16 protein-coding genes are annotated in these 18,756 nt (G+C 68.1%); 5 read left to right on the top strand and 11 right to left on the bottom strand.

What is annotated here, in order from left to right; translation table 11 throughout:
• Positions 1-1,106: 1,106 nt before the first annotated feature.
• Positions 1,107-2,138 (top strand): hypothetical protein, encoded by a 1,032-nt coding sequence (locus tag DDE10_RS22620; protein ID WP_114955080.1) that lies wholly within the window; start codon positions 1,107-1,109, stop codon positions 2,136-2,138.
• 89 nt (positions 2,139-2,227) lie between these two features.
• Positions 2,228-3,379 (top strand): MFS transporter, encoded by a 1,152-nt coding sequence (locus DDE10_RS22615; protein WP_162806800.1) that lies wholly within the window; start codon positions 2,228-2,230, stop codon positions 3,377-3,379.
• Positions 3,380-3,589: 210 nt separating this feature from the next.
• Here DDE10_RS22615 and DDE10_RS22610 read toward each other — a convergent pair whose 3' ends face one another.
• The 6 genes from DDE10_RS22610 to DDE10_RS22585 form a co-directional block, all read right to left on the bottom strand.
• Positions 3,590-4,078, bottom strand: coding sequence for a hypothetical protein (locus DDE10_RS22610; protein ID WP_114955078.1), 489 nt, complete (start codon positions 4,076-4,078; stop codon positions 3,590-3,592).
• Complete coding sequence (locus DDE10_RS22605) at positions 4,075-5,121, bottom strand: aromatic ring-hydroxylating oxygenase subunit alpha (RefSeq protein WP_114955077.1); 1,047 nt, start codon at positions 5,119-5,121, stop codon at positions 4,075-4,077. Before DDE10_RS22605 ends, DDE10_RS22610 begins: the two co-directional genes overlap by 4 nt.
• Positions 5,122-5,541: 420 nt before the next feature.
• Complete coding sequence (locus DDE10_RS22600; protein ID WP_114955076.1) at positions 5,542-5,970, bottom strand: DoxX family protein; 429 nt, start codon at positions 5,968-5,970, stop codon at positions 5,542-5,544.
• A 40-nt stretch (positions 5,971-6,010) separates the two neighbouring features.
• Positions 6,011-7,126 carry an amidohydrolase family protein gene (locus tag DDE10_RS22595; protein ID WP_162806799.1) on the bottom strand — a complete coding sequence of 372 codons (1,116 nt, stop codon included), beginning with the start codon at positions 7,124-7,126 and terminating at the stop codon, positions 6,011-6,013.
• A 102-nt stretch (positions 7,127-7,228) separates the two neighbouring features.
• Positions 7,229-8,197, bottom strand: coding sequence for an MBL fold metallo-hydrolase (locus DDE10_RS22590; protein WP_114955074.1), 969 nt, complete (start codon positions 8,195-8,197; stop codon positions 7,229-7,231).
• 4 nt (positions 8,198-8,201) lie between these two features.
• Positions 8,202-10,676 (bottom strand): TonB-dependent receptor, encoded by a 2,475-nt coding sequence (locus DDE10_RS22585; RefSeq protein ID WP_114955073.1) that lies wholly within the window; start codon positions 10,674-10,676, stop codon positions 8,202-8,204.
• Between the two features lie 393 nt (positions 10,677-11,069).
• On the opposite strand from DDE10_RS22585, the gene DDE10_RS22580 reads away from it, so the two are divergent.
• From DDE10_RS22580 to DDE10_RS22570, 3 genes are read left to right on the top strand one after another with little or no spacing between them, the layout of a single operon-like run.
• Positions 11,070-12,134, top strand: a complete 1,065-nt coding sequence (locus DDE10_RS22580; protein ID WP_162806798.1) for an amidohydrolase family protein — start codon at positions 11,070-11,072, stop codon at positions 12,132-12,134.
• Positions 12,135-12,143: 9 nt separating this feature from the next.
• The gene (locus DDE10_RS22575) at positions 12,144-12,917 is read left to right on the top strand and encodes an SDR family NAD(P)-dependent oxidoreductase (RefSeq protein ID WP_114955071.1); all 774 of its coding nucleotides are present in this window, start codon (positions 12,144-12,146) and stop codon (positions 12,915-12,917) included.
• A gap of 13 nt (positions 12,918-12,930) precedes the next feature.
• A complete protein-coding gene (locus DDE10_RS22570) occupies positions 12,931-13,902 on the top strand; it encodes a fumarylacetoacetate hydrolase family protein (RefSeq protein ID WP_114955070.1) in 972 nt (323 codons plus the stop codon).
• Positions 13,903-14,029: 127 nt separating this feature from the next.
• On the opposite strand, the gene DDE10_RS22565 is transcribed toward DDE10_RS22570, so the two are convergent.
• From DDE10_RS22565 to DDE10_RS22545, 5 genes are all read right to left on the bottom strand, one after another.
• Positions 14,030-15,259 carry an NAD(P)/FAD-dependent oxidoreductase gene (locus DDE10_RS22565; protein WP_114955069.1) on the bottom strand — a complete coding sequence of 410 codons (1,230 nt, stop codon included), beginning with the start codon at positions 15,257-15,259 and terminating at the stop codon, positions 14,030-14,032.
• Positions 15,260-15,378: 119 nt separating this feature from the next.
• Positions 15,379-16,497: an FAD-dependent monooxygenase gene (locus DDE10_RS22560; RefSeq protein WP_162806797.1), complete on the bottom strand. Its 1,119-nt coding sequence runs from the start codon at positions 16,495-16,497 to the stop codon at positions 15,379-15,381.
• Positions 16,494-17,204 carry a dienelactone hydrolase family protein gene (locus DDE10_RS22555; protein WP_162806796.1) on the bottom strand — a complete coding sequence of 237 codons (711 nt, stop codon included), beginning with the start codon at positions 17,202-17,204 and terminating at the stop codon, positions 16,494-16,496. Before DDE10_RS22555 ends, DDE10_RS22560 begins: the two co-directional genes overlap by 4 nt.
• Before the next feature lie 118 nt (positions 17,205-17,322).
• Entirely contained in the window at positions 17,323-17,826 is a 504-nt protein-coding gene (locus tag DDE10_RS22550) for a cupin domain-containing protein (protein ID WP_114955066.1), read from the bottom strand.
• Positions 17,823-18,752 (bottom strand): NAD-dependent epimerase/dehydratase family protein, encoded by a 930-nt coding sequence (locus DDE10_RS22545; RefSeq protein WP_114955065.1) that lies wholly within the window; start codon positions 18,750-18,752, stop codon positions 17,823-17,825. Before DDE10_RS22545 ends, DDE10_RS22550 begins: the two co-directional genes overlap by 4 nt.
• Between the last annotated feature and the right edge of the window lie 4 nt (positions 18,753-18,756).

The following is an 18,756-nucleotide window of genomic DNA, read 5'->3' as shown; positions in this document are numbered from 1 at the left end:
CTGCCGGATCGTTCGCCTGGATTACCGCCGTCAGCGCCGCACTCGCGGCGGGATCTTTCGCCCGCGTGACCATTGCTAAAGCGAAGGCGAATTAAAGCGGATTCAACGGTCGCGGTGACGACTTTGATGTGCACGGCCGCTTTTGGGGAAAGCGCGAGCCGACTTAAACGGCCGGGTTTGGCGCAACGCAGCCACCGTCGCGGCCGCCTGCCGCGGCTCGTCACCGGCTCGCGCGCGCCTGAACTTGGCTACGCGGGAGGTCGCCGGACATCAGGAGGCCAAGCACATGATACTGGCGGAAAAAAACAAGACCGCTATCAACGCGACCCCACATTCGTCCCCCCCGCGCAGCATCGGATTGAATGGGTCTGAGTTGGCCATCTTGGGACCCGTGGGCCGCCGGTGCTTCGAACCATGCAGCCCCTCGGGCAAACGAGAGGCTCAGCCGGGTGTCCACGTCTGGCCGTGAGCTGCCTGGTCCCTTCGAGGGAGACGGGGAGCAATAGCAGTCATTGTCGCGCGAATGCGATTGCGGCAGCTGACGATCAGCGGCCGCCATCAGGTGAGCGCCGTGCGAACGTCAGGTTGGGACAATGTCTGCCTTTAGAACGGCCACCATCACCCGCACCGGCGCCAAATTCTCAGCCCTACCACGCGCGGAGTGCCGCCGCCCGCATATCTGCGTCTCGAGCGTCGCTAGCCTTGTACGCGGTAGGATCAGTGCGAGCCCCCGCGCACATAGTTCGTTGCACGGCCGGCGCCGCACGCCGACGCGCGATCATGCCCACGGCTCAATAGCGCCGCTCCTATCACGGACTTGCCCTTGATGGTCTCCAATTGGCCGAAATCCGTGGCGCGATCTGCGTGACACCCAGCGAGGAGGACTGACCATCATAGAGCGGCAACTCGTCAGCCAGTAACTGGGTATGGCGGCCCTCCATCCCTTGCACCCGAATATTGGCCGCGCCAGGCGCCGTCGAGGTGACCCGCACCCGGATCGCTGGCACGAATAGCAGGCTTCGCCGGTAAGAATTGGACCTTCGCGCCACCGCGCGACTAATCCGAAGGAGCGCAGCGCTGAACGTGCTCCTGGAGAGAGGAAAGCCATGGCCGAAGTCCGACCGACGCACGTCCATTTCGTCGGCAGCATCGCGCTCGACAGCGTCGAAGAAGTTTTCCGGACCTGCGGCAAGACGCTCGGCCGCCGACTGAAGCGGCTGCCCGACGGCGAGCCGGGCGGACGACGGCTGTGGGTGAGCTGGCAGCTGCCGCTCCTTCGCGCGAGCCCGTATCTCGAGCCGCTGCCGGGCGTGCCGCTCGAAGCGCTGGCACCGCTCCGCCTGGCGGAGGGCGTGCAGCCCGGGGAGATCGGCTTCGGCGAGCTCGGCTATTGCCGCGAGGCCCGCATCTCCTACCAGGATTTCGCCGCCGCCCGCGGACGGGGCGAGATCGCGGCGGACACGCGCTTCCAGGTCAGCCTGCCGACGCCGTTTGCAGTGATCTCGACCTTCGTGCGCGGCGAGGGCATGCTCGCCGTGGCCGCTGCCTACGAGCAGGCGATGATCCGCGAGGCACAAGCGATCTGCGCCGCCATCCCCCACGAGGATCTGTGTATCCAGTGGGACGTGTGCATCGAGATGCTCATCTGGGATGGACAGCCCTCGATCGTGCCGCCACTGCCGGACAAGCAGCAGGTCCTCCCGCCGGCCCTGGCGCGGCTGTGCGACGCCATCCCCACCGATGTCGAGGTCGGCATCCACCTGTGCTACGGCGACATGGACGCCAAGCATTTTGTCGAGCCGGCCGATATGGGCGCCATGGTGAGCCTCGCCAACGCCATCGCGGCGACCGCCGAACACCCGCTCGCCTACGTCCACATGCCGGTGCCGATTGCGCGGGACGACGAGACATTCTTCGGTCCCCTGCGCGAGCTGGCGCTCGATCCCGGCACAGAGGTCTATCTCGGCCTGATCCATGACGACGGCGCCGAAGGGGCGGCGCGGCGGATCGCCGCCGCCCGAACGTCACTGGACGCGTTCGGCGTCGCCACCGAATGCGGGATCGCTCGCAAGCGGACTCCCGAGATGGTTAGGCGGCTGATCAGCGCCCACGCGCAAGCGACGGCGGAACCCGCCTGATCCGCGGGGCGCCCGAGGACGCGGCGGCGCCGGCCTCTCCCGGCGCAAGTCTCGCGCGCGGCGAATTCGCTGCCGGCTGGACCGTGCTCGTGGGCGCCGTCCTCGGCATCGCCACCGGCGTGTCCGCCCTGCTGATGTACACAGCGGGGCTATTCGTCGCTGATCTCGAGCGCGAGATCGGCCTCACCCGCACCGAGTTCGGAATGGGCGTGTTCCTGATCGCGGTCGCGCTGGCACTCGCCAATCCTATCGTGGGCTGGGCCATAGACCGCTTCGGCGTCCGGGCTCCTGCCGCAGCGGGCCTCGTTGCTCTCGCTCTGGGCTTCTTCGCCCTGGCGCAGCTCGGCCGGTCGGTCGAGGCCTATCTCGCGCTCCAGGCGATCACCGCCTTTTTCGCGGCCGCCTCCGGGCCGGTCGCCTACACCAAGGCGGTGAGCGCCTGGTTCAGCCGGAATCGCGGCCTCGCCCTCGGAATCACGATGACGGGAATCGGTCTCTCCGCCGCACTCGCGCCGCCGATCGTAGCCCGGGTGATCGAGGCGCGCGGCTGGGAGGATGGTTACCGCCTGCTCGGACTGCTTGCCCTGGTCGGCCTCCTGCCGCTCCTGCTGCTGCTGCGCCTGCCCCCTTCCGCCGCGCGCGCCGCAAACATCATGGCGGTCGACGCAGCCGCCTTCGACCGCCGCACCTTCGCGGTGATGATGGCGGCCTTTGCGCTGATGGCGCTCGCCTTCGCCGGACTCATCCCTCACTTCGTTCCGATGCTGCGGGACCTCGGGCTCGATCCCCTCGCTGCCGGCGCACTGGCAGGCCTCATCGGCGTGGCGGTGATGGTGAGCCGGCTGATCGTCGGCTGGCTTGTCGACCGCGTTCCCGCGCCCTTCGTCGCGGTCGGCGTGTGCGCCCTCTGCGCTTCCGGATGCCTGACCTTGCTCCTCGCGGGGGCGCCGGGCGCCTATGTCGCCGCGATCGCCCTCGGCGCGGCGATGGGCGGCGAGATCGACCTGATCGGCTTCCTCGTCGCGCGACATTTCCGCCTTGGCTCGTTCGGTCGCATCTACGGCCTTCAATATGCCGCCTTCATCCTCGCCGCCGGTATCAGCCCGCTCTGGATGGGCGCGCTCTATGACCGGCAGGGCAGCTATGCAGGCGCCCTGGTTGCCTGCATCGCTCTTCTCGCCGCCGCCGCCCTGCTCTTCCTGATGCTGCCTAAGGGGGAACGCGCCCAGGCTGCCATCTGAGAGCGGCCGGCTCCCGCACCCGCATTCGAACGCGCGAGGGCGTTGTGTTCGATAATCGCGAAGCCGCAGGACGCAACTTTGCCTTCCCACGAGGTTGCAAGCGGACGCCGACAACGACGACGAAGCCGATCGCGCCGGAAAGCCTGGTGCGGGTGTAGGCGGAGGAGCGGATCCGAGACGCGGCCTGACCGTTCCAGGCACCCCTCCTGCTCAAGGCCGATCCCGTAGCGCCGCCCGAATGGCAACCGGCGTCACCACCAAGGCGACGGATCCGCCATAGGCGCATTTGAAACCGAACAGGCTCGCGATCGGCACAGCCTCCGCGAACAGGGCGACGACCAGCGCAGCGCCGATCGCCCCGAACAGCAGGGTCGATGCCATGGCGGCCCCGAACGAGCGCAAGGTCAGACTGCGCAGCTTCGGCGGCGGCCCCGCGCGCCGAGCCAGCGCGCGGCGACGCACCTGCCTTCGCGCCATCACTCCGGGAACGAGCGAGCCCATCAGGGCGATCATGAAAGTCTGCGGAAGGAAATCGAGCAGGACCTCACGTCGTTCGGCCGCCACGCCGCCGCCGAAGACAACCCAGGTCATCAGGGCGCTGATCGCCATGGTGATGACGACGCTGACCAGGGTCTCGCGCGCGACATAGGCGCGTGAGGCGGAATGGCCATCGTCGAGGGGCTGGATCGCTGCGCTCATGCCGCCCGGACAGCCTCCGCCTCGCCATTACCCTGCTGCTCGGCGTTGATTAGATTCTTGAGGATGCGACGGGCGCGCACCGCACCCTCGTCGATAGGCAGCAAGGCGGGGCGGTGCGCGAACAGGTCGTTCGACGTCATCCGGCTGCGCGCCGCACGGATCATCGGCTCATCCTCGTTCTCGAAGGCGCTCTGGATGCCGAAATGGAGCATGCCGGAGATTTGCTCGTCGCCATGACGACAGTTGCGCCCAGCCGCCCAGAAATAATGGGTCGTGTCCTCCGTCTCGGGCGTGAGCAGATGCACGGTCGGCACCCGCGGACCGGGACCGGCAGGCAGCTGGATGGACGTCTCGAGAAAGAGGCTCGAAGGCGCCGTCCAGTGCATGTAGGCGCGCATGTCGCCCCTTTCCTCGGGACCGGCCCACAAGAGCCGGAAAAGTCCGCTGATCGGCTCGCCCTCGATGTCGTAATAGGAGCTCACCTGGTTGCCATTCTGCTCGGCGCGGAATCTCGTGCGCTGCGAGTTGCCGGGAGAGGCGAGGAAGGGGTGGAGGAATTCGACGTGGGTGAGGTCGAGCAGGTTGTCGATCACCAGCTCGTAATGGGCGCTGACGTGGAGGCCGCCATGGACCCACGAGAAATCCGGATCCTCGAGGATCGGTAGCTCGGGGAGCAGCGCCGGATCGGCGCGATCCGCCTCCCCCATCCACACCCACAGCATCCCGTAACGCTCGGTGACGGGATAGGACCGCACCGACAAAGCAGCGGGAATGACGCCCTTGCCATGCGGGTTGCGAACGCAGCGGCCGCCTACCCCATCGAACTCGAGCCCATGATAGCCGCAGGCGATGCGGTCGCCCTTGACCGTGCCGCGGCTCAACGGGGCGAAGCGATGGGGGCAGGCATCGTGCAGGGCAAGGGCCTGCCCTCGCTCGCCGCGGTAGAAGACAATCGGCTGATCGTGAATCGTCCGGCCGAGGGGCTGGTCGGCAAGATCGTGGCTCCAGCCGGCGGCATACCAGGCATTGCGAAGATAGGGCATCGCGGACTCCTCTCCAAGCAGGCACAGTGCGTCACCTCGCGGACCCGAGCAAACTCCTATCGGCGATAGCTATCATCGTCTCGGGTGATGGACGCCCCCGATGCAGGATCCGAGCGCCAAGACCATCGGAACGACCGAATCGACATGCCGCCGGCAAGGGCGAGCGTGTATCCGTCCTGGGCACGGAATTTCGGGTGAAGAATGGTCGCTGGCATAACCCGCGTCCGCCGCAGTCCCCGGCGCCGATCGGCCGGTCGTGGCGAGCCGTAGGGCCGCCCATGCGCAAGCCCGCCGGCGCCAAGAGTCCCGCCGGGTATCGGTCCATGGGAGCTCAAAAGCGGCGGTCCGGGCCGCAGTCGCATCCAGGATCCGGTGAACATGGAATCCGCCGGCCCGATCGGCACATGAGCCCGCAATTGCTCAAGCCGCCTCTGCGGCTCTAGGAGCGCGCGCCGCATCGACGCTCCAGGAGCCGGCGCCCGCGAACACAAGATAGAGGAAGGTGAAGCAGAACTGGATCGCGGAATCGCCGCCGTTGACCACCGGCATCCAGCCGTTGGGCATGTTCATGCCGCCGACGAAATGGAACATCCAATAAGCGACGGCCATCTCGCCTGAAAGCACGAAAGCCACTGGCCGGGTGAAAAGTCCGGCCAGGATAAGCAGCCCCCCCACGAGCTCGAGCAGCCCGCCGATCCCGGCCAGGCTAAGCAGCGGCACCGGGTCCGGGTGATGCGGGCTGGGAGGCCACATGAAGAGCTTCTGGAGGCCGTGCTGGATGAACAGGAGCGCCGTGACGATCCTCAGCACCGCCAGCGCCTGCGGCGCGTAGGCTTGCAATCTGCTCATTTTCATAGTCTCCGCTCATTCGCTTCGATGCAAAGCATTCTCAGGCTGGGGCGATCGCGAACAAGGCCTCCGCGTTGCGATATGCGAGGCGGTCTCGAACCCCCGGCGCGAAGCGCATCGCGCGAAAGCGCTGCGCGGCATCGGTGGCGTCCTCGAAGGGCCAGTCGGCGGCAAACAGAAGGCGCTCCGAACCCATGACGGCGAGCGCCTGGTCCACCGCCGGCTGCCAGTTCATGCCGCTCGTCGTGAGGTGGAAGTTGGAACGAAGATAGTCGCTCGGCAGGCGCCTGAGCGGAATGCGGGCCGGCGAGCCGTCTGTGCGGTAGCGCAGGTCGATACGATCGATGAAGAAGGGCAGCCCCTCTCCCAGGTGGCCGAGCACGATCTGGAGCCGTGGGTACCGGTCGAACAGGCCGGCGAGGATCAGTCTCAGCGCGTGCAGCCCCGTGTCGGCCGCGAAGCCCCAGATCGGGCCCATCGCCGCATGGGCGAGGAAGGGCTCCAGCATTGCCGGCGCGGGCTCTCGCGGATGAAGGTAGATGGGCGCGTTCAGCGCCTCGGCGGCCTCGAAGATCGGCCAGAACTTCTCATCATCGAGAAATTCGCCCTTGGTGTGCGAGTTAATCAGCGCGCCGTGCAGCCGCAGCTCGCCCATCGCACGCTCGAGCTCGCGAGCGGCCGCGCTCGGATCCTGAGGCGCGATCGTCGCCAGCGGCGCGTAGCGACGCGGGTTGCCGCGCGCCAGGCCGGCCATCCGGTCATTCACCAAAGCGGCAAGGCGGGTGCCTTCCGACGGGCCGAAGATCTGCACGCCCGGGGAGCCGTGGAGCAGCAACTGGGTCGTAATTCCGGCCGCGTCCATCGCCTGTTCGCGCACCTGGCCGAGATCGACCAGATCGGCGAACCACCGCCTCCCCTGCTCCGCACCGAAGCCGGCGCCGAGCGCACGAAGGCCCGGCTCTTCCCCGAGATTCGCCGCGAGCCAGGCGCGCGTCGCCGCCTGCGTCTCAGGCAGCGCGAATCCCTCCTCGCAGGCGATGAGCCGACGCGGCGGCGGCTCCGCGGCCTGCGCGTCTTCGCTATGCGCTGCCCTGGTCAATCCGACGGCCCCGGCGAGGACCGGAAGATGGGCGAGAAGGCTGCGCCGATCGATCATGGGGCCATCGTCGCCTGCCCACCCGCGTCGAGCCTTGCGCATGCGACGCCATCGACCGCGGTTCGAGCCGTCCTGCCCTCGAACCGACCAGGCGGCGGGGACTCAGTAGCGGCCAAGGTCGACGGCGACGGTCACCGGCCCCTGGTAGCGCGCCCGCACGCCGGGGATGAACAGGGCGTCGGCGCGATCGGGGGGCGGCGCTGGACCGAGATGGGTGAGCACCAGGCTTCCGACGCCCGCCGATGCGGCCATCGCGCCGACTTCCTCCGGCGACACGTGATGGAGCCGCAAATGCTCCATCAGCCGAGCATGCGCTTGCGCGGGCATGCCGGGCGCCAGTCGCCGAATGATCTCTTCGAGCGCCGGCAGGTCCTGCACCTCGCTCACCAGCAGGTCGGCGCCGCGCGCGAGGCGCGTGACCGCCTCGCTGGGTCCGGTGTCACCCGTGTAGACGATGCTCCGGCCGCCGGCCTCGATACGAAAGGAGAGCGCCTTGCTTGCCTCGGCTTCGGGCGATCCCGGACGGTAGCTGTAATGGCTGTTCTCGACCGAGGCGACGATGACGCCCGGCAGCACGTCGATCGGTCCCGACGTGCCGATCTCCGTCACGTCCACCCGGATGTCGTGGCTTCCGTAGCCGTGGTGAAAGCCGAAGCCGGCCCGTCGCGCCGGCGCCATCGAGGCGACGATGCCGTCGACAAGCGCCTGAGTGCCCGGGGGGCCGTAGATTCGGAGCGGCCCCGGCATCTGGTTCATCCAGTGCAGGCCGATGATTCCGGCAAGGCCAGCCGTATGATCCAGATGGAGGTGGGTGAGGAACACGGCGCGGACCTGGTCCAGCCGCAGGCCGGCGGCCGCAAGCCGCCCCGCGGCGCCGTCGCCTGTGTCCATCAGGATCACATCGTCGCCGACGACGACGGCATTGGCAGGCTGGGAACGGCCCGGGCTGGGCACCGGTCCGCCGGCCGTGCCGAGCGTCACGAAGACCGGCTGCCCCTCCTGCGGCTCGGCCGAAGCCGTGGCACCGAAACACAGCGCCGCGGCGACGAGAAGGCGATGCGCGGTCCGCATCCGGTCAGAACCGCACGCCCGCGCGCAGGCCGTAGGTTCGTGGCGGACGGACCGAGCCCACGACAAGATTGGCCCCGCCGAACGGATGGGGGAAGGAGTTGCCGATGATGTCGTTATTCTCGATGTTGTTGATGAACGCCGTCACGAAATAGCGGTCCGACGCTTCGGCCAGCGTGATCGAGGCATCGGACTGCCAGTAGCCCTCCTGCTCCTGCACTTCGAGATATTCGAGACCGGTGAAGATCTTCGACTGATAGCGCGTGCGCGCGTTCAGGACGAGGTTCCAGCCGCCCAGCGGGACCGTCTGCTCGACACCGAGCGAGAACACCCATTCGGGCGCATTCGGCGGGCGCCGCCCCGAACAATCCTGCCGGTAGAGGGTCGGCGGATCAGCGAGCGTGAACGGGCAGTTCGCCACCGGCGGCACCGAGGTGTTCAGGCCCGGGACCTGCGGAGACTGGTTCGGCGTCAGATAGATGAAGCTGGTATATTCGGCGTCGAGATATTGGAGGTTGGCGCTGAGCTGGGTGTTGGGGGTGACCAGCGCGATGCCTTCGATCTCGAAGCCGCGGTTGCGCGACTGGCCGACATTGCGCGTCGCGAAGATGACGGCGCCCTGGCTGTCGCGCGACGTCGAGCTGACCTGCTGGTCGCGATATTCCCACCAGAAGGCTTCCAGGTTCAGCTGCAGGCGATTGCGCAGGAACCGGTTCTTCAGCCCCAAGGTCCAGGCCTCGATCCGCTCCGGCCTGTAGACCGGATTGTCGCGGGTGAAGAAGAAGCCGCCGGATTTGAAGCCGGTCTCGAAGGAACCGTAGAGCAGCGAGGCGTCGAGCACGTCATATTCAAACCCGGCGCGCCAGGTAAATCGATCGAAGGCGGCTGAACGATCCAGCGAGAAGGCGGCAATCGACAGGAACTGGGGCGTGGTCGCCGGGCCGCCGGGGAAGGCCGAGCCGAAGCCGAAGGGCTGGAACGGGATGACGGCGCCGTTGGGCGCGAAGATCGGCCCGGGAACGATCGTGTTCGGCAGTAGCGGCGCGCCGAAGCAGTTGGTGACCGGCAGCGTCGGATCGGGACGGAGCACGGTGCCGCCGCACAGCACGGAAAGCTGGTAGAAATTGCCGACGAAATCCTTGTCCTCGACCGTGTAGCGGGCGCCGAGGTTCAGGCGGAAACGGTCGGTGACGTTGTAGGTCAGCCGGCCGAAAGCGGCGAGGCTCTCCGTCGTCGGAAAGAATTGCTGATAGGAGGCCGAGACCTGCTGGTTGAACGACACGTCCGGGACGTCGATGTCCTCGTAGAAATAGTAGGCGCCGAGCAGCCACTGGAGCGGCACATCGGTGCGGCTCGCAAAGCGTAGCTCGACGCTATACTGCTCGTCCTCCTCGCGCTGGTTGATCAGGAAGCTCGGCGTGTTCGAACGGAAATCGAGCGAGGCGCCACGATAGCCGGCAATTCCGGTGATCGTGCCGATCTCGGTATCGACGTCGACCGAGGCGTAGCCGCCCCAGAACTCGTTGTTGAGGTAGGTGTCATCGGCGATCGGGGCCAACGTGTTTCCGGCCGGGAAGAAATAGATGGACCGGAAAGCTGCATCGGAACGTGGATCACCGAGTCCGACCTGCCGGTCCGCGACGTCGTCGGTGAGGACGGTCGCGCCGATGCCGGCGCCGCGCTGCCGGAAATAATCGGCGCCGAACTGGATCGTCACCGTCGAGGACGGCTCCCAGCGGAAGTGAATACGGCCGGCAAGGTCGTCCTGGTCGCCGGTGCCGTCGGTCATGTAGGCGTCATGCTCGACATATTGGCCGGCGACGCGGACCGCCATGCTCTCGCCGATCGGCACGTTGAGCGCGCCGTTGAGCTGGATAGCGTCATAATTGCCGTACGAGGCCATGAACTCGCCGCCAAACTCGCCCAGCTGGGGACGCCGAGTGACGATATTGATGGCGCCGCCGGTGGCATTGCGTCCGTAGAGGGTCCCTTGCGGACCCTTGAGCACCTCGACCCGGTCGACATCGAAGAGGAGGCCGCTGGTCGAGGACGGCCGCGACAGGAAGACACCGTCCAGGTTGACGGCGACGGCGGAGTCGGACAGCGAATTGCCGTTGAAGTTGCCGACGCCGCGCAGATAGAAGAGGGCATAGGGACCGGCGGCATTCGCCACCTGAAGCGCAGGCACGAGGCTGGTCAGCGCCTGCGGGTTGGTCACCCCGGCATTGATCAGGTCGCCGGAATCCGCCACTGAAACGGCGATCGCCGCGCGCTGCAGGCTCTCGGCCCGGCGCTGGGCGGTGATGGTGATTTCCTCGATGCCCTCCTGGGCGACGGGGCCGGATTCCCCGGGATCCTGGCCGGTGTCGGCGGCCTCGCCATCACCGGTCTGGACCAACGCGAGCTGGTCCTGGGCGAAGGCCGGCTGGACGGCGAGCAAGGCGCTCGCGATGCAGGTGGTCGCCAGCAGAATCGTCTTCATCGAAACCCCTCCCGTGAGCAGCCGATCGGCTGCGCCGTCATGTGAAACATGGTCAGATGGAGATGACGGGCCCTAGGCACGCCAAGCAGGCCTGCAGCGCAAGCGCGCTGCAATGCGAATGACTGGCCGAGACTCTGGCGATGGCTATCTCTCCCCTCGACGTTCCGTTTCGTTGCACCGCTGACAGAGCCGGCGATGACACGGAATTCATCTGGCTTGTGGGGTATCGGAGGGCCTTGCCTCGGTCCAATCGATAGGATGGCTGTCTGCCATTGGCCCCGATTATAGCACCCCCTCCCATCATCACGGCCGATGCGAGCTAGCCGACAATCCGATTCGTTCCGGCGCAGCCGCCTGTCCTATGGAAGGGCGAGGCACGACAGATCGGGGGCAATGGCGGTGGAGCCGGAGCGAAAGGCCTGCGGCTACAGCCGGCGAGACTTCGGCCGCCTGACGGCCGGCGCCGCCGCGGCGCTGCTCGCCGGCGGCAGCGGAGCCGCCACCACCCGCGCCGCGGGGGCGATCGACGTGCACCATCACCTCCTTCCCCCTTTCTACAAGCCGCATGCCGAGCCGTGGCTGGCTCGCTTCGCAACCAACCTCGATGAAGTGCTCGCCTGGACGCCCGAGCATTCGCTCGCGGCGATGGATGCGGCGGGCGTCGAAAGTGCGATCCTCTCGATCTCCGCACCGGGCGTGGATTTCGGGGCGGCGACGGCGGACATGGCGAGACGGTGCAACGATTATGCGGCCGCCCTCGCGCGCGATCATCCGGGCCGCTTCCGCTTCTTCGCCGCCCTTTCCGTCTCGGACCCGAACGGGGCGATCGCGGAGGCACGCCGAACCCTCGACGAGGCGGGGGCGGCCGGAATCGGCCTGCTGAGCAGCTATGACGGGCGCTATCTCGGTGATCCCGCCTTCTCGCCGCTGCTCGCCGAGCTCGATCGCCTGGAAGCGCTGGTCTACGTCCATCCGACGATGGCGCGCTGCTGCGCGGGCCTCGTCGCCGACGTCGCCGATCCGCTGATCGAATTCCCGGTGGACACCGGCCGGACCATCTCCAGCCTCCTCTGGTCCGGCGCCTTGAGCCGATATCCGCGCATCCGCTGGATCTTCTCGCATGGCGGCGGGATTTTCCCGATGGTGGCCGAGCGGGTTGCCGCCATGGGCTTCATCCGTCCGGATCTCAGGGCTCGAGTCCCGGAAGAACCGGTCGCGGCGTTGGCGCGCCTTCATGTCGACACCGCCAGCGTCACCAACCATCCGGCCATGGCGGCCCTGCGGGCCTGGCTTCCCCCAGAGCGCATCCTGTTCGGCACCGACTATCCCTGGGGCTCGCCCGAGCGTTCGCTCGCGTCGCTCGCGCGGCTGGGGCTTCCACCTGATCTTCTCTCCGCCATCCGCCGGTCGAATGCCCTGCGCCTGCTGGCCGGCACCCGCGGCAGCCGCGACAGCTAAACCTGCTGAATGAGCGGGCTCTTCGACCTTGGCGGCAGGACAGCGATCGTCACCGGTGGCTCACGCGGGATCGGCCTCGCGATCGCCCGCGCATTCGGTGAGGCCGGGGGATCGGTGATGATCGCCAGCGAAGATGCGCAGGCGTGCGAGGCGGCGCAGGCGTCCCTCGCGCGCGAGGGACTGAAGGCAGCGTGGCGCAGGTGCGAGGTGACGTCGGAGACGGACCAGCGCGCGCTGGTCGAGGCGACGGTGGCCATCTTCGGCGGCCTTGACATACTCGTCTGCAATGCAGGGATTAGCGGGCCGATGAAGGGAAGCACTTGTCCCGATCCCCCTGCCTATCGTCATGTAATGAGCATCAATCTCGACAGCGTCGTGCAGCTTTGCGGCTTCGCGCTTCCGCACCTGAAGGCACGCGGCGGCGGCAGCATCATCCTTATGTCGAGCATCGCCGGGCTGCGCGGCAACAAGGCGCTGGGTCCCTACGCCATTTCCAAGGCGGCGCTCGCGCAGCTCGCGCGCAACCTCGCGGTCGAGCACGGTCCGGACAATGTCCGCGCGAACGCCCTCGCCCCCGGCTTCATCCGCACCGACCTGGCCGCCGCCCTGCTCGCGGACGAAGCGTTCATGGCCCGGCGCATGCAGAACACGCCGCTGCGCCGCCCCGGCGAGGTGCGCGAGGTGGCGGGCGCCGCCCTCTTTCTCGCCTCGCCCGCCGGCGCCTTCGTCACCGGTCAGACGCTGGTCGTCGACGGCGGGACGATGATTACCGACGGAAATTGAAGGAGAGACCGGGATGATGCTCACCACGATCGATGACGGTTCCCCCGATGGCGCGCTGGCCCTGGTTTCGCGCGACCACGGGCGGCGCTGCCTTGTCGCCGATATCGCACGTACCCTCCAGGCAGCGCTGGAGCAATGGCCTGCGGTCGAGCCGCTTCTACGAGCGCGCGCCGCGCAGCTCGAGCGTCGCGAGATTGCGGCGGAGCCGTTCGATCCGGCGGAGGCCCTCGCACCGCTGCCGCGCGCGTGGCAGTGGCTCGACGGCTCGGCTTATGAGAGCCATGGCGAGCTGATGCAGAAGGTGTTCGGGCTCGACCCCATCTCCCGCGAGCGGCCGCTCATGTATCAGGGCGTCTCCGACCAGTTCCTTGCATGGGACGACGACGTCCCGCTGCCCGACGAGAAGGACGGCATCGACTTCGAAGGTGAGTTCGGCGTCATTGTCGACGCGGTGCCGATGGGTGCTTCCCCGCAAGAAGCCGCCCGGCACATCCGCCTCATCGTTCAGATCAACGACTGGTCGCTGCGTGCCATCGCTCCGGTGGAGATGAGGACAGGCTTCGGCTGGATACAGGCCAAGCCGCCCTGCAGCGTCGCCCCGGTCGCGGTGACACCCGACGAGCTCGGCGGTGCGTGGCGGAATGGCCGCGTCGCCTTGCCGCTGCTCGTCGACTGGAATGGCGAGCGATTCGGCGCCGCGAATGGCGAGGCGATGAGCTTCGGCTTCCCGGAGCTCATTGCCCACGCCGCACGCACGCGCCGCTTGGTGGCGGGCACCATCATCGGCTCCGGCACCGTTTCGAACGACAATTATCGCGAGGTCGGGTCCTCCTGCATCGCCGAACGCCGGGGCATCGAGCTGCTGGACCAGGGCGAGGTGCGGACGCCGTTCATGAAATTCGGCGATCGGGTGCGCATGGAGGCCAGGCTGCCCGACGGGGCGCCCCTGTTCGGGGCGATCGACCAGACGGTCGTGAAGGGATAACACGGCATCCGAGGCATTCCGAGCCTGGCTCTCGACAACCTCTTCGGCCTTGGCGGCGGCCATCAGGCCGGGCAAGTCGGGATCTCCGCCCGTGCCGGAAGGCGTGCCGGCAATCGCGTGGCGGCGCTCAGCCCAGCATCGCCTTGAGGGGAACCGACGCGTCGGCAAGCTTGTCGCGATCGATCACCGAACCGGCGGTCACCAGCGCGCGGCCCTGCACATAATCCTTCACCGAATTGACGCAGTCCAGCGCGATCACCCTGCCTTGCCTGAGGTAAATCAGAGAGAAGGCGCGGGCGGCAGGGTCGCCGCGGGTGACGATGTCGTCATGGCCGTGCGAAAGACCGACCGTCTGCAGCTTGAGGTCGTACTGGTTCGACCAGAACCAGGGGAGGCTCGAATATTCTGCTTCCTTGCCGACGATGATCTGGGCCGCCACGGCCGCCTGGTCATTGGCGTTCTGGACCGATTCGAGCCGGATCCATTCGTCGTCCGCAAAGCGGTTGCGATGCTCTGCGCAGTCGCCGATCGCGAAGATGTCCGACAGGCTGGTCCGGCATTGGCGATCGACCCGGACGCCATTCCCGGATTGCGCGCCGGCGGCGACAAGGGGCTCGACCGCCGGCGCGACGCCGACGCCGACGATCACCATCTCGGCAGCCAGCACCTCCCCGTCGGCCATAACCACGCCGCAGGCTCGGCCATCCTTCCCGGCAATGCCCTCGACCCGAACGTTCAGCCGGACCGCCGCGCCCCTGGCGCGGTGCTCCGCCTCGAAAAAGCGCGACAGGGGCTCGCCGGCGACGCGCGCGAGCACCCGGTCGAGCGCCTCCAGGATCGTCACCTTCCTGCCGAGCTTGCGCAGCACGGCGGCGGCCTCGAGCCCGATATAGCCGCCGCCGATCACCACCGCTCGCTCGACGGCCGGGAGCTCGGCGATCATCCGGTCGACGTCGGCGCGGCTGCGGACGGTGTGAACGCCGGCGAGATCGTTCCCGGAGCAGGTCAGCCGCCGAGGCGTGCCGCCCGCCGCCCAGATCAGCCGACCATAACGCAGCGTGCGCCCGTCCGCCGTCCTCGCCTCGTGCGCTGCAGGGTCGACCGCATTCACGCGCGTACTGGTCAGGATGCGGACCTCGCGCTCATTCCAGACCTCGGCTGGCCGGAGCAGCAGCCTCTCCCAGGCCTTCTCGCCGGCGAGATATTCCTTGGACAGCGGCGGCCGGTCGTAGGGCAGCTCGGGCTCCTCGCCCGCGACCGCGATGCTCCCTTGGAAGCCGTGCTGGCGAAGCATCAGTGCCGCCTGCGCGCCGCCCTGGCCAGCGCCGACGATCAGGACGTCGCAATGCTCACTCAATCCAAGCACCTTTCCCCCTAGCACCCCGGCGGGCGTCGACAATCATTGGGGCCGACTACGGCGCGCCCTCGCGCTGGGCCATCGGCGCCCGGCGCTCGCCGAGATCAGCCCACGCCCGGTCAAAAGGGCTTCGCCAGCGCCGCGGCGGCCGCCTTGCCTGCTTCCGCCATCGCGGCCTGTCCATTCGGCTCCATCTGCGCTCGCGCGATGGTGAGGCTGGCGTCGACGATCGTGCTTACCCTCGGCCAGCGCCGTCTCATGAAGGCGGCGAGAGCCGTATCGAGGTCGAGCTCGCTCGCAAGCGTCTGCGCAAGGACGACGCCATCCTCGATGCCCATTGCTGCGCCCTGGGCCAAGGTCGGCGGACCGGCATGGGCCGCATCGCCGATGAGCAGCACCCGGCCCTTGTGCCAAGGCGGCGCGAGGCGCACGGTCTCGAGCGGCCGGTAAGTGACGTCGCCGGGAAGCCGCGATAGCTGGCCGGCCAGCTCGGCGGGAAAACCCGGGACATGGCCGATCAAGGCATGTAGCCGCTCGGCCATGTCGGGCGCACCGCGCGGCGGCGCGCGTTCGCTGCGGTCGACGACGTAAAAGTAGGTGTCGTCGCGCAGCGGCGTCAGTCCGATCGTGCCGACGCCGGCGCCGAACATCATCGAGATCCGTTGCTTGCGCACGTTCGGAACCCGGGCGCGCCAAACGCTCTCGCCGGTCGGCACGGCGCGACCGTGCTCCGGGAACATCGCCCTGCGCAGCCTTGAATAGATTCCGTCGGCACCGACCACCAGGTCGGCTGAGAGCCGCTCGCCTGTCCGGGTACGCAGTTCAGCGCGTTCGGGCTCGACCTCGACGACGTCCATTCCCGTACGCAGCTCCACCCCTGCCTCGATGGCGGCGGCGAGCAGGAGGGCATGAAAGGCTGAACGCGTGATTCCGGTGTAGCCGGGCCAGGGCGATCCGCACCAGCGGTCGGTGGGCCGCTCATGCAGCATCCGTCCGTCGGGCGCGTAGACGCCGATCGAGTCCACGGCAACGCCCTGGTCGACCACCATCTGCGCCACGCCTATCTCGGCGAGCGCGTTCATCGCATTGTTCTGAAGCCCGATTCCAATTCCGCCATCGTCCTCGACCACCGGCTTGCGCTCGAGCAGCGTCACGCCGACGCCGCGCAGCGCCAATGCGCGCGCGCTTACCAGACCGGCGATGCCGCCGCCCACGATCAAAGCGGACTTGATCATCATCCTTCCTCTCCCAGGCAGTCCGCAAGGAAGGCGACCATGAACGCCCAGGCGCGGCGGTCCGCCTGCGGCTTCCATTCGAGCGCGGCATTGCCCGCCATGGCGGCGTGACGATTGGTGAAGGCGTGACGTGCGCCGCCGAAGGTGACGAGCTGCCAGTCCGCCTGCGCCGCCGACATCTCCTGCTCGAAAGCGGCGACCTGCTCGGGCGGAACGAGCGGATCCTCGCTTCCCGTGCAGGCCAGGATGGGGGCCCTGACGGCGCCCGCGGCAGCGGGTTGCCGAGTCTCCAGCAGGCCGTGGAAGCTCACCGCGGCGCGAAGGTCCGCGCCGGTTCGGGCGAGCTCGAGGACCGCCATTCCCCCCAGGCAGAAGCCGATCGCGGCGATGCGGCCGGGGTCCACGCCTTCTAGGGCGGCGAGCGATTCGAACCCGGCGGTCACCCGGCGGCGGAGCAGCCCGGGGTCGCTCCGCATCCCGCTCAGCTGCTGAAAGGCTGCCGGCCCCTGGTGCAGCGCCCCACCCCCGTAAAGGTCGGCGGCAAGCGCGACATAGCCGAGCTCGGCAAGCATGCGCGCGCGCATCTTCGGATGCTCGCCCAGACCCGGCGCTTCGTGAGCCACGAGGATGCCGGGGCGCCGCGTGCTTCCCTCCGGCCGCGCGACATAGCCGACCAGCTCGGTCGCACCCTCGGCGTATCGGTGCTCCATGACCAGCTCCATCCTGCTCAGGTTTCAGCCTGGCGGGGACTCCCGCCCACGCCGCCTGCTCGCTCCTTCGAGCGACCGTGCCAAAGCCGCTGTGATGCCTGGCTGGACCCGACATGGGTCACGGCTGCACCTCGCCCAGCAGCCTGCCGTCGTGGACGTAGGGTTCCGCTTCGATAAGGACGAAGACGATCCGGCACGGCTCCGATGCGCTGGGATTGCGCCAGAGATGAATCGTGCCGCGCTGCACGATGATGTCGCCGGGACCCAGCAGCATGCTCGCGCCATGGTCGAGCTCGAGCTGGACGCGGCCACTGAGCACGATGCCATAGTCGATGCTGTCGGTACGGTGCATCGGCGACACGCCGCCGGGGGCCATGTCGACGACCCGGATCACCGAGCCCTGGCGGATGGTGAGCCCGGCCTCGCGCTCGCGCCCTTCCGTCTCGTCATTATTGTCTGCGGGCACCGTTGCGGTGGTCCATATCAATGCGAAGGACGCATCGCCCCCCGGAATGGCCTCGGTCGGGAACCGCTCATCGGAACGGAAAACGGCATGCCCCTCGCGGTCATGGCCGGTGACGACGCGCCGGACCGGCGGAAGGCGGCTGCGGCCGATGGTCATCCTTCGTCCCCGACATGGGCAATGGCCGCCGCGACGAGATCTTCGAGAGAGCCGTCGTCCGAAAAGCCGGCCGCCCGCGCGGCCGGCGCATCGAGCGGGGGATAGCGGCCGAATCGTGCCTCGAGCGCGGGATCAGGCTCGTAACTGACGAGATCCGGGTCGCTGCCGGCCTGCCGGGCGATTTCCTCGACGAGCGCGCCCATCGAGGTGCGGACCGCCGGGAGCGTCAGGGCGAATGGCTCGCCGCCTTGCGTCCCGTTCTCCAGCGCGTGGCGGAAATTGGCCGCGGCCCTGTCGGCCGACATCAGCCACATCGTCGCTTCGGCCGACACGGGGCAGATGAAGGCCCGCGCTGAGAGAGCGGCATGAAAGACTTCGCTGACGAAGGCCGATTTCAAGCCGGATGTTCCCGGAGGCCGCGCGACGATTCCGGGCAAGCGAAGCGACAACCCGCTGATCGCACCGCGGCGGGTGAGCGTGGCGAGCCATTGCTCCATCATCGCCTTGTGCGCCCCGTAAACGAGGCTGGGCCGCAGCGGCGTGGAATCGTCGACCGATTCCGGAAGCTGATCGCCGAGCACCGCGATGCTGCTCGCGAACAGCAGCCGGGGGCGCGTGCCGGCGCGGGCCGCGGCTTCGACGAGGGAGATGCCGGCATCGAGGTTGACGCGCCGGGCCGCCTCCGGATCCTGCTCCGCGGCCCCGCCGGGGATCGTGGCAAGATGAATCAATGCATCGCAGCCGTTGCCGACGGCCCGGGCCTGCACTTCGGGATCGGCGATATCGCCGGTCACGCAGGCGACATTGCCGCCGCGCGGGACGCTCCCGCAGTCGCGGTCGAGCGCCACGACCTGATGCGCGCCGGCAAGGATGCGGACCAGGGCGCGTCCCAAGAAGCCGCCGGCACCGGTGATCAGGACGCGCATCGGG

The organism is Sphingosinicella terrae (assembly GCF_003347635.1).
GTDB classification, from domain to species: Bacteria; Pseudomonadota; Alphaproteobacteria; order Sphingomonadales; family Sphingomonadaceae; genus Allosphingosinicella; species Allosphingosinicella terrae.
This window is presented reverse-complemented; position numbering and strand designations above follow the sequence as displayed.